Raw genomic sequence first — 12,367 nt, 5'->3', positions numbered from 1 at the left:
GAGTCTCTCCTTAATATTGAGAGCTCAACTATAAAGGGTTAATTAAGAGATACTTCGATGGTGAGCGAAATATTGAAAATAGCAGGGGAATTTAAAAGAATGGGAAGTAAGGAGAGGGTTACTTTAAGGACTGATATAAACTATAACCCGCTATTGACCCTGCAACATCATAGGCAAAATCATGCCAACTCCACCCCGTACCAGCAGGCCTGCTGTCATAAAGCTCTTTTGCTGCGCCAAGAGAAACTGAGAATAGAATACCGAATATGGCAGCATCGCGGTGTTGTATATTTTGTTTGTCTGCATAAGCGTTACCCGATGCAGCCATAGCGGCTGAAAATGCAAAATGTTGTGCTTTATCTTTGCCTTGCCAATTGTCATTGGACCAATGAAAACCACTGCATCCTGTGATGGAAAATATAAGTAAGCTAAAAATTAATGGCTTAAACATATTAGGTATCATTATCCAGATGATGAATGTAAAAAGCGTCACTTAAGTGACGCTAAATTGAGATGTATTATAAAATCCGACTAATTAACCGATCCACTCGTATTCGACGTAGACGTCGGATTAATTTTTTCACTTTAACAGGATAGGTTTGAATACTGTCTAATTCACGAAAATGGCTAACAACCTTAGTATGAGTTCGAATACACTCTAGCTCGTGATTGCGTTGCTCTTGCAACTGTTGTTTTGGGTCGTGAATTAATACTGCGTTTTCAAGATCTAACCCCCAAGCGCGTGGGTTTAAGTTGTTACCCGTGATCAATTGCCAGTGATTATCAACCCACATTCCCTTTAGATGATAGGTATTGTCTGCGTCTTTCCAGAGCCTAACTGTTAACTGCTGGCTATCAATAAAGCGTTGCAAGCGACTAACAAAGCGGCGCAGATTGATCTCATAAAGGTATGGTAACGCACCAATTATTTTAAAGGGTTCTTCAGGTGGGATGTAGAAGTCATTGGCAGTTTTGTCGCCAATGATAATTTCTACTTGTTTGCCATCACGGAGTAACCGAATAATAACTCTGACTAACACCGCAGGTAAATTAAAATAAGGCGTGCAGATTGTTAGTTTATTATTTGTTGCACCCATTAAATGAGTGATAACACGGTTTAAATCGTTTTTCTTGCCGAGGCCAACAAAGGGAGTGACAGACAACTCATCATTTGATGCGTTTCCTGAAAATTGATAGGACGCTCCCCGTAAGCCCAAACGAAATTGCTTAATTAGGTGCTTAAACTCAGCTGTTTTTGGCCGATTCGGTGTATTTAATAGATGAATGGCATCAGACTGTAGTAATGCGTCATCAATAAATTTTTTCATTGATGCGGTAAGTTGGCTGTTTTTGATAAGGTGATAACGGTCATAACGGTATTTATTATGACGCTGTAAATAGACGTCATTAATACTTGCACCGCTATAGAGCAGAGTATCATCAAATAAAAAGCCTTTTAGGTGCAGAACACCTAGTGCTTCCCGTGTATTTACAGGAATACCGTAGATAGGAATTTCAATTTCAGGGTAATGTTTTGCAACATCGTAATACCAATCGGCGTTTGTGGCATTTGCAGCAGCCCCTATCCGGCCTCGTTGAGCACGGTGCCAGTCTACGAGAATTTTGATATCCAATGATGTATTAGCTTGTTTTGCAGCATATAGAGCATGAAGTACGTCTTTACCTGCATCGTCTTTCTCTAAATACAAAGCCGTTATGTAGATAGTATTTTGAGCCTGAGAGATTTGTTTAAGCAGTTCATCACGAAAATCTTCTGTCTTATATAGCGTTTTTACATCAGCAATTTCTTGAGATAGTTTTGGCAAACTGACCAAATATTGTTGATGTTTTGCTTGTTTTAATTTTGACAACATCACAGTGTGAATTTTCTCTTATTAGTCTAATAGCAACTCGCTTTGCGCACATTTTTAAGCGAATGATCTATGGATGATAGCATATTTAGCCAAACCATTTAGTATAAATTGACGACTTGTTTAATTACTATACAAGTTGAGCCGTATTCTTGGATATTTCTATAAGTGCAGTGTCAGATTAACTACTCCATCTTCAAACTGAACGTCAATTTCAAAGCCGAGTTTTTTCGCTAGGCTAATCATATTACGGTTTTCAGGCATGGTTATTGCCGTCAGTTTTTTAATGCCGTGGCTCCGAGTATAGTTAAGTAACTTTTGCATCAGTTGATAACCGAGCGTTTGCCCCTTCATGTCGGAACGAACCAGTACTGCAAATTCAGCTTCTTGGTTATCAGGATCCGCCATAGCCCGTGTTACACCTATAATTTCAGGAGCTGTATTGGGGTTTCTTACCGCAACAAAAGCCATTTCCCGATCATAATCAATCTGAGTCATATTGGCGAGATCATCATGGGTAAACTCACTAATTTCGCTAAAGTAACGATAATAAAGATCCTCTTTAGTAACTTGTTCTATAAAGGATTTTAGCAAAGGCTCATCTTCAGGGAGGATCGGACGTAGTAAACAGGTAAGGTCTTCTTTTAAATGAATCGTTTCTTCGAGTTCACTAGGGTAAGGGCGAATTGCCAGCCTAGATGTTGTTGCATCATCTGTTGGGCTTAGAGTCATGGAGACATCAAGTAAAGTGAATTCATCCCCTGAGGCAAGTAATGGGTGAATGTCTAACCTTGTAATATTTGGGCAATCAATAATTAAATTTGAAACGCGCACTAATAAAGCTGACAACCCTATGATATTTAAAGGTTCTAAAGCACTTCGAGATTTGATTTTGTAACTTTTGATGGCATTGATAACTTGGTAGCGAGCTAAAGCCATATTTAGCGGGGGAAGAGCGACAGCAGCTTGGCTCTCTTGTTGCCACTCAATACCACCTTCTCCTAACATGATGAGAGGGCCAAAAACAGGGTCTAGCTCAACAGCGATTCTGAGTTCTTGAGCGCCAGCTCGATTGGCCATACTTTGTACCAACAGGCCTTCAATTCGTGCATTAGGGAAATTTGTTGAAACACGTTCCATAATCGCTTTAGCTGCATCTTCTACCTCTTTAGCATTGCGTAAATAGAGCATGACCCCTTGTACTTCTGACTTATGAACAATATCAGGAGAGCGTAATTTCAAGGCGACGGGATAGCCAATTTTTTCTGCAATTTCAATGGCTTCATTACTAGAGTGTGCTATCCATGTGGGTAAGCTATTTAACCCGTAGGCTTTTAAAATAGGTTGAACTTCATGTGTATCCAAGTGTAGCTTATTATTTTCCAGTGCTTGTTGAATATATTCATGAGCTTGTTGAGTATTCGCTGTAATACCAATAGGTAAAGCCGGAGTTTCTTTGAGTTGTTTTTGGTTACGGCGATATTCCACCATATGCATGTATGCTGTGATTGCCCCTTCTGGAGTACGGTAGGTTGGGATCCCTGCTTCACTAAATAGCCTGCGAGATTCTTGAGATGAATATTCTCCACACCAGTTGGTTAAGATGGTTAGCCATTTCCCTCGTGGGTGCTGCTTAATCGTTTTAATAATTTTTTCTGCCATGGCTTTACTTTCCGTTATCGCACTGGGAGTGTGGATAAGCAATAAAGCGTCATGGTCGTGGCTGTCGAGCATTTTGTTCAGTACATTGATGTAGCGCTCAACAGTGGAATCATCCCCCAAGTCAATCGGGTTTTTCGTCGATAAATCAAGGGGTAACAGGGAGCTTAATTCATTTTCTGTTTCAACACTTAACGTTGCAAGTTTGCCACTACGCAAGAGAAGTTCGTCTAATGCCATCGCTGCGGGTGCAGAACCGTTGCTCATAATAGAGAGGCGTTCACCGCGTAATGGTGTCATATAGCTTAATGTTTCAACCGCAGAAAACATTTCGTGAGTATCTTGCACGCGAAGTAGCCCAGCACGTTGGATAGCGGCGTCATAAGCGGCATCTAGGCTCGGTTTATCGCCTAGAAGTTCTTGTGCTTTGCGGGTTCGACCGCTTTTTATTACTAATATAGGTTTATTACGTGAAGCACTGCGAGATGAGGATAAGAAACGTCGCGCATCACTAATACTTTCGAGATACAGCAAAATGGCACTGGTTTTGCTATCACGGGCTAAATAATCGAGTAAATCGTCAATATCAATATCGATGCTATCACCAAGGGCAATAAAATAAGAAAAACCGATGTCTCGGTGCCTTGCCCAATCCAGAACGGTATTTGATACAGCAGCAGATTGTGAGATAAACGCGAGTTTCCCTTTTAAGATTGGAATCGGGGAGAAACTGGCATTCAATCCTTGCCATGGGGCGAGAAAACCGAGGCTATTCGGGCCTAATAGGCGAATTTGATATTGCTGGGCGACTTTTTTTAATTCATTAAACTGAATGGAAGGGGATGATAAAATAATAACCACTTTACAGCCGGCTTCCCCTAATTGCTGTAAACAGGCGATATTACGTGAGTAATGCGTGCAGATAACGGCAAGGTCGGGTTTGAGTGGCAATTTATCTATGGAAGGATAAGCAAGTACGCCAAGGACAGAGTTTCGGTTTGGGTTAACAGGTAAAATAGGGCCTTTAAAGCCGCTGGTAAGTAGGTTTTTCATCATCACCGAACCTGCACGGCCAGGATTTTCAGATGCTCCAACGACAACGATAGACTTTGGCCTGAATAAAGATTCTAACTGACTGACTAAACCCATAGTTGATAACCCTTTGCTTTGCTGAACGAGATAAGCGTTCAATAGGTAAAAAGTGGCTGAGTGATACTTATGAATACTATGCCTTATCTTTGCGATTGCGCTAGTTTATCTGGTGAGTTTAATTAATTTATACAAGCACGTTCACGTTTTATCAGCTCGATTATCTAAAAGTTATCATTTAATGGTACTAGGCTCGAAAAGAAAGAGAAAAATAGTACCAATAAATAGTTAGAGATGAGATTCAGTGAGTAGCATCTGTGCGATAGGGTGATGCGGCTTTCCTTCAAGGTATTTTTGACGGAACAAATTGAAATGGCTAAAGAGTTGTTGTGAAGCGTTTAAATCTCCCGCTAATTCTAAAACGGTAGCTGCAACTTCAGCGGTACAATGTTGCTCTTCCCTTGATGGTGTACGTAGTAAGTAATCACTCCTTGCTTTGGTATTAATTGAAAGCATTGGAATATCATTAAGATAAGGGCTTTTCCGAAACATTTTACGTGCTTCTGGCCAGGTCCCATCGAGTAAAATAAATAAAGCGGGTTTATCCGACAAAGTAGGCTCGTTGACTACGACGCGTTCATTTTGAGCGTAGCTTTCTGGGAAAATGAGGTAAGGTTGCCTTGTGGTGTCTTGTAATGCTGCCAGTAGCTGCGCATCAGGCTCTGTCCTTGACCACTGAAAGGCCAAAGTGTTGGGCAAAACATCCGCAATCAATTTTCCCGTATTACTTGGCTTAAATACTTCACCATCAAACATAATCAAGCAGAATTGACTTTTTGCTTGTGACGATACGGTATCTTGGCACAGGCATTGTGGGATAGGTAACAAGCAATATTGGCAACGTTTTACTCGGCAGCCTCGCGCTTTAAATGGTTTAGTTGATAATGCGAGGCGCTGTTGACGCAAGTGATAAACGGCATTCGAAGTCATGTTGAGTGATATTTTTTAGGTCTAAAATGAAGGCACATATTGTACGCAAAACGATTTCTATGCGATAGAAGTATATTCAATAACTTTTAGATGAGATAATAGTGTGAATCGGTAGCGTAGCCATGCAACATCATGTAATCTTCGCGCCATAGCTTAGTAGGGGATAGTGATGAACGACTCGAATGATTTTAGTGGTAAAAACGGCAAAGTAAAAGTGATGTATGTCCGCAGTGAAGAGCAGGACAATAATAAAGGTAATGACAAACGCCGAGGCGGTGGCCGTGACGATAGGCGTGGTAATGACAAGCGTGGTGGCGATAGACGAGAGGGGGCCCGTCAAGATCGTGGTGGCCGCTCAAATCGCCCTGAAGGAAGTCGTGAAGGGCGTCGCTCCGATAACCGAAATGAGGTATCTCGTGAACGTTCGCCATGGCGCACTGTTTCAAAGCCAGATAGCGAAGAATTAGCGAATGACCACGGCGGAATTGTTGGCAAGAGTCAAATAGATCCTGAACAACTACGTAAGCAGCGCCAGGAAGAAACTCGTATCTATGGTGAGAATGCCTGCCAAGCTATGTTTAAAAACCGCCCTGATGCGATTGTTCGTGCATGGTTCTTACAATCCGTTACGCCGCGTTTTCGAGACGCGTTAAAATGGATGGCGGCAAATCGCAAGGCTTACCACGTGGTAGATGACGAAGAGTTATCGAAAGCATCAGGAACCGAACATCATGGTGGTGTCTGTTTTATCATCAAAAAACGTGGTGGAATGAGTGCGGATGCGTATTTACAACAAGCCGCAGAAAAAGATTGCGTATTGGCACTTGAAGATGTGGGGAATCCACATAATCTAGGTGGAATGATGCGTAGTTGTGCCCACTTTGGCGTAAAAGGCGTTATTTTACAAGATGCTGGCATGTTGGAGTCAGGTGCAGCAATTCGTACCGCAGAAGGTGGGGCTGAGCATATTAAGGCGATTGATGCTGATGGGCTGACTGACACTTTGGATAAATTCCGTAAAGCAGGCTACACCATTGTGACGACTTCCAGCCATAAAGGCAGTCAAGATCTCGCAAAAGCGAAGTTACCCGCCAAAATGGTACTAGTTTTAGGCCAAGAGAGTGATGGTTTAAGTGATAGTACGTGGGATCAAGGCGATATGAGTTTGTATATCGGTGGAACAGGTAAAGTGGAAAGCTTGAATGTCTCTGTTGCAACGGGAATTATGTTGGCCCAGTGGTGGCAACAAAACCAAGTTAAATAATCCTTACGTTTTATAAGAAAAATAAAGCCATACATAAAGGATGCATATCCCAGTTGTATGGCTTTTTTATTTCTGTCATGAAGACAACTTACTGAATCAGTAAGAGTATTTTGCCAATAGCCTCCCATAAAATTATATGGGGTTGGGCTGATTAATGAGCACCACCGCCGTCTTTCGAACCTGCCCCAAATGGTGGCTTAGCGAACCAGACAATGACCATTAGTAGGATGAAAATTCCAGCTGAGAGCCAAAATATCTCATTTGCTGACATAATCAGTCCTTGGTCAGTGATCGTTTTAGCGAGGTATGCCGAACTTTGCTGCTCATTCATACCAATTTTTGCCAGCTCGCTGTACATCTGTTGGGCATTTGGGTTGTATGGGTTAACAAATTCAGTGAGGTTTTCATGATGCATTGACTCTCTTTGGGTCCACATGGTCGTTGTGATTGATGTCCCGATGGCTCCAGCTAAGGTACGAGTGAAGTTAGATAAACTGGATGCAGAGGCCATTTTTTCTGGTGGTAGGCCAGATAATGTAATGGTTGTCAAAGGCATAAAGAAACAAGCGATAGCTAAACCTTGCACAAATTGCGGCCAAGCGGCCTCGGCAAAACTCATTCCAGGTTCGAATGTATAAGCACGCCAATAGTAACAAACTGCATAGATAATAAAGCTGAATGTCACTAAATAACGCATATCAATTCGGTTACCAAAACGCCCTATAATTGGCGTAATCAGTAGCGGTAATAACCCTACAGGAGCAGAGGCTAGCCCTGCCCAGGTCGCAGTATAGCCATAAACCTCTTGTAGCAATTGCGGCAGTAGTACAATCGTCCCGAAATAGAGCATGTAAGCCAAACTTAGGGATAAACAGCCAATCGTAAAATTGCGTTCTTTAAACAGGGATAAGTCGATGACGGGATGGTCATCGGTGAGTTCCCAGACAATTAAGAAGGCGATAGCGACAACGGCAATAACGGTTAGGACGATAATTTCAGTCGAGTTAAACCAATCCAGCTCTTTGCCTTGGTCAAGCATGATTTGTAAAGCACCAATACCGACAACCAATAGTACCAAACCAATAGTATCAATACGCTGAATAGATATTTTAGTTTCACGGCCTTTTAAGGTACGCATGATGGCAAAGATGATTGCAATACTAAATGGCACATTGATAAAAAATATCCAGCCCCAATGGTAATTATCACTAATATAACCACCAAGAATCGGTCCGCAAATAGGTGCAATAACGATAGTCATTGACCAAAGGGCGAGGGCCATGTTGCGCTTGGCAGGAGGATAATTATTAAGCAGTAGGCTTTGAGACAAAGGAATGAGAGGCCCTGCGACTAAACCTTGTAAAACACGAAATAAGATCAACATCTCTAGGCTGCCAGAAATACCGCACAGCCATGAAGTTAAAGCGAACAAGCCAGTGGACCATAAAAATAGCCTGACTTCACCGATTCTACGCGCTAACCAACCAGTAACAGGGATGGAAATTGCATTAGCAACACCGAAAGAGGTTATTACCCATGTTCCTTGTGAATTGGAAGCCCCTAAATTTCCAGCAATGGTCGGGATAGCTACGTTAGCAATTGTAGAATCAAGAACTTGCATAAATGTTGCCAATGAAAGGGCAATCGTCATCCATGCGAGTTTAGATCCCGTTAAAGGTGCTGTCGTCACGATTGCACCTCCACCTATTGATTCTCTAGGTTATTATTAATTATCTCAGTAACTATTTTGTCTGCAGGAGACATATCCACAGCTAATGCAGCAGTATGATAAGCAGGAGTAGCGCGCATCCCTTTAGAAAGCACTTTGCCGTTTTTATCTAATGTATCAACCGTAACTTCGGTGGATAAACCGATACGTAGTGGATGCTCTTCAAGCTGAGTTTCATCTAAGGCAATACGCACGGGGAGGCGTTGGACTACCTTGATCCAGTTACCACTGGCATTTTGTGCAGGTAATAAAGAGAATGCGCTACCTGTTCCCATATCAAGCCCAACGACAGTACCGTTAAACACGATATCTTTACCGTAAAAATCAGTCGTGACTTTCGCGGGTTGGCCGATACGCATGTCCGCAAGTTGTGTTTCTTTAAAGTTCGCATCAATCCACATACCATTGGAAGGGACAATGGCCATTAATGGTGTTGAAGGGGTAATTTGTGAACCCACTTGCACACTGCGACGTGAAACATAGCCATCAACAGGGCTGACGATTTTTGTCCGTTGTAGGGTGAGCCAAGCGTTTCTAACTTGTGTCGCGGCCTGTTCTACTGCGGGTTGTTTTTCAATTGCGGTATTCAAAACAATGGCTTGATTAGCATTATATTGTTCTATTGCCATGTCTAATGCTGCTTTTGCACTGACAACGGCTTCTCTCGCGTGTTGTAGTTCTTCTTTACCGATGACATGGCTACTGCCTAAAACTTCGCGACGTTTTAAATCATTCTGTAAGCGGTTTAATTCAGACCGTTTTACGTCAATATTGGCTTGTAGCTGGCGGCTATTAACCATGTGCTGGCGAGTCTGGCGTACACTGTTCGCTAATTCTGTTTTTGCTTTATCGAGTGTTAATTCTGCATCACGTGGGTCTAGTTCAACCAAAACAGTTCCACTTGTCACGAAATCGGTATTATCCACATTGACTGTCATAACGCTCCCAGAAACTTGGGATTGTATTTGTACTTGGTTACCCGCGACATAAGCGTTGTCAGTTGATTCATAGTGGCGAAGAACGAGATACCAGTAGACCACCCAGCCAACGCCTATAATAATAAATAATAGAGTCAAAAAGATAAGCGCACTTTTGCGTTGTCTTTTTTTATTTCGTTGGGGAGTTTGCGTTTGTTGCATTTCCTCAGGGGAACTCATACTCGTATTTCTCCACTTCTATGGATAAGGATCACGGTTGTTTCCAGTAGTTAGGTATTAACCACTGGAAACTGAGACTACAAATGATTTTGCTGTTTGATGGGATATCGTAAAGCATAAGGCTGAAAGGATAATGAAATATTATTGGCTGAAAAGTATTTTTTCAGCTTTGAGCTAAAGAATGGCTCAAATACATTAACCTTACAATTTCTGTGGTCAATATTTTATAGTATCTAGTTTTGTCAGTAATTTACGCATCAGCGTGTCAAGCTGTTGTTTTTCATCAGTATCTAAAACAGACCAAATATCAATTAATGCGCTGTGTTGAGGTGGCAATAGACCATTTAAAAATTCAGTCCCTTTTTCTGTGAGGTGTAGATGAAGGCAACGTCTATCGTTGTGACTTTCTTTGCGTTCAATCCAACCATTTTTTTCCAGTTCATCTGCAATTCGTGTCGCATTGGTTCTTGAGGAACCAAGAGCAGCACTGAGTTCAGATGGCTGAATACTGCGGGAGTCTTTTGTATCAAGGATCATGAGTGCCATAAACAGTGTTTCATTGATACCTTGAGACCTTAACATATTATTCCGAGTTTCAAGTAATTTTCCATGAACATGCATGCATAAGCGTGTTAGCAGAATTTCTTGATACGGAATAGGACTTTCATGTGAATCTTGTTGTTCTACACGAGCATTGAGTAGCTCTTCAGTCGGTGTAAATGAACTTTCCATTATTGGGATACCTTATTAGTTTCAGTTGGTAAGATTACAACTGTCATCAACCATCTAAATGGTATATTAAAAGATAGAATTAGCAATTATACTTAATTAATATCGCCGATTTTATTTTGATAATGATACATGATTCATAAATTTTATGAATGTAATTCGCCAGTTTTAGCATAGCCTATCGACTATTTCACTCAGAGTGCGTTAATTTTGACTATAAAACAACCAACCTAATACTAAATTAAAGGCTAATTCCAATCATACAAAACAATATATAATCACATGACATTAACTCAATACCATTTTTTTTGTTACCCAATAATTACAAGTTAGATAGATATTTTCAATGTGTAGGTGTAATTACTTATTTTTGTATAATTAAAACATTATTTGATGAAACAGTAATTTAATTTATTAACAGGAATACTACCTTTTTATCGAGTCATTGTATTTGTTTAACTGTGTCATTCACTAATATTTACTTTGTTTACTATTACAGTTGATAACTATCAGTTCTGTGATGGGCTGTTTATTTATTCAATATTCAACGTATTGGATGGATAAAATTGAACCGTATATTTTTAATGCATTATAACTTTTTATATATTGATGTGTGGGCTCGTTAATTTTTATCTAAAAACGTATTGATATCGGTATGAGTCATATTTAGTCATCAGTTGTGGTGATGACGGGATCAAAGCGAATCCCTATAGACCAAATAATTAAACTTATGGTGGTCAAGATTGCACCTGCAACCGCAACACCCTCCCAACCCGCATGTTCATAGGCATAACCTGAAAGGAGAGACCCTAGAGCGCCTCCAATAAAATAACTGGTCATATAGCCAGCGGTTAGGCGGTTACGAGCTTCTGGTAATATACGATATAACGTACTCTGACTAGTGACATGGACGGCTTGCACTGCAAGGTCTAACACTAATACACCAATGATAAATGCAACGAGGGAATATTTAGCTAAGCCGATAGGTATCCAGGACAATAGCAATAATACCAATCCAATAGTCGTAATGCGCTTTCCTTTTCCTTTATCGACAAGATGCCCTGCTTGGGAAGCCATAAGTGCACCTGCAGCACCGACTAAGCCAAATAAACCAATAGTCCCTTCGGAATAATTGAATGGCGGGCTGGCTAACAAGAAAGCCATTGCGGTCCAAAGTAAACCAAAATTAGCAAATGATAGTGCACCGAGAGAAGCGCGTACCGCGAGCACTGGAGTGCCGAAAAATAGCCGGCCAATAGAGCAAATCAGCTGAAAGTAGTTTAAGTTAGTTTTTTGATGATAACGTGGAAGTTTAATGGCTAGAACAATCATTAATAGCATCAATAGCGCAAAGGCCACCCAATAGATAGCACGCCAGCCACCGACCATAGCAACAGCACCCGATACAGTTCTCGCAAGTAAAATACCTAGCAATAAACCACTCATAATCATTCCTACCGCTTTGCCTCGTTTATGTGGCTTAGCAATAGATGCCGCGAGAGGGATCAGAACTTGTGCAACAACAGAAAATAGCCCTGTAAGGGCGGTACCTAAAAGGATTTGCCAAATATTATTTGAAAGCGCTGTAATTAATAACCCTAATGCAGAAAGAAAGGTCATGGTTAAAATTAAGCGTTTACGCTCAAATAAGTCGCCCAAAGGGACTAAAAATAGTAAACCTGCGGCATAACCGAGTTGGGCGGCGGTGACAATAAACCCAGCCATATTGGTTGTTAAATTAAACTGCCCCGCAATGGTCTCTAAAAGCGGTTGAGCATAGTAATTACTGGCAACGACAAGGCCTGTGGCAATGGCCATTAAAATAGTGAGGCCCGTTGTCAGCTCTGCAGTTTGGGTCTGTTTCATGAGGATTACCTAT

At 41.2% G+C, this 12,367-nt stretch carries 9 protein-coding genes; 1 reads left to right on the top strand and 8 read right to left on the bottom strand.

Features of this window, described 5'->3' with window-relative positions; genetic code table 11:
* Positions 1-118: 118 nt before the first annotated feature.
* The 4 genes from FVA69_RS15935 to FVA69_RS15920 form a co-directional block, all read right to left on the bottom strand.
* Positions 119-451, bottom strand: a complete 333-nt coding sequence (locus FVA69_RS15935; protein WP_184957451.1) for a YfiM family lipoprotein — start codon at positions 449-451, stop codon at positions 119-121.
* Between the two features lie 67 nt (positions 452-518).
* Positions 519-1,874 carry a CDP-diacylglycerol--serine O-phosphatidyltransferase gene (gene pssA, locus FVA69_RS15930; RefSeq protein ID WP_164529366.1) on the bottom strand — a complete coding sequence of 452 codons (1,356 nt, stop codon included), beginning with the start codon at positions 1,872-1,874 and terminating at the stop codon, positions 519-521.
* A gap of 159 nt (positions 1,875-2,033) precedes the next feature.
* Complete coding sequence (locus FVA69_RS15925) at positions 2,034-4,679, bottom strand: bifunctional acetate--CoA ligase family protein/GNAT family N-acetyltransferase (RefSeq protein ID WP_164529097.1); 2,646 nt, start codon at positions 4,677-4,679, stop codon at positions 2,034-2,036.
* Positions 4,680-4,907: 228 nt separating this feature from the next.
* Complete coding sequence (locus tag FVA69_RS15920; RefSeq protein WP_109913272.1) at positions 4,908-5,609, bottom strand: tRNA-uridine aminocarboxypropyltransferase; 702 nt, start codon at positions 5,607-5,609, stop codon at positions 4,908-4,910.
* Between the two features lie 169 nt (positions 5,610-5,778).
* Between FVA69_RS15920 and FVA69_RS15915 the strand changes: the two genes are divergently transcribed.
* Positions 5,779-6,873: a tRNA/rRNA methyltransferase gene (locus FVA69_RS15915; RefSeq protein ID WP_110731775.1), complete on the top strand. Its 1,095-nt coding sequence runs from the start codon at positions 5,779-5,781 to the stop codon at positions 6,871-6,873.
* 151 nt (positions 6,874-7,024) lie between these two features.
* Here FVA69_RS15915 and emrB read toward each other — a convergent pair whose 3' ends face one another.
* The 4 genes from emrB to FVA69_RS15895 all read right to left on the bottom strand — a co-directional run bounded on the left by emrB (position 7,025) and on the right by FVA69_RS15895 (position 12,354).
* Positions 7,025-8,524, bottom strand: coding sequence for a multidrug efflux MFS transporter permease subunit EmrB (emrB, locus tag FVA69_RS15910; RefSeq protein WP_231136594.1), 1,500 nt, complete (start codon positions 8,522-8,524; stop codon positions 7,025-7,027).
* 53 nt (positions 8,525-8,577) lie between these two features.
* Positions 8,578-9,759 (bottom strand): multidrug efflux MFS transporter periplasmic adaptor subunit EmrA, encoded by a 1,182-nt coding sequence (gene emrA, locus FVA69_RS15905; RefSeq protein ID WP_109913275.1) that lies wholly within the window; start codon positions 9,757-9,759, stop codon positions 8,578-8,580.
* A gap of 216 nt (positions 9,760-9,975) precedes the next feature.
* A complete protein-coding gene (mprA, locus tag FVA69_RS15900; RefSeq protein WP_164529096.1) occupies positions 9,976-10,491 on the bottom strand; it encodes a transcriptional repressor MprA in 516 nt (171 codons plus the stop codon).
* A gap of 663 nt (positions 10,492-11,154) precedes the next feature.
* Complete coding sequence (locus tag FVA69_RS15895; protein WP_109913277.1) at positions 11,155-12,354, bottom strand: MFS transporter; 1,200 nt, start codon at positions 12,352-12,354, stop codon at positions 11,155-11,157.
* Positions 12,355-12,367 lie beyond the last annotated feature (13 nt).

Origin of the sequence: Providencia sp. PROV004 (assembly GCF_011045615.1) — a bacterium.
Lineage (GTDB): Bacteria > Pseudomonadota > Gammaproteobacteria > Enterobacterales > Enterobacteriaceae > Providencia > Providencia rettgeri.
This window is presented reverse-complemented; position numbering and strand designations above follow the sequence as displayed.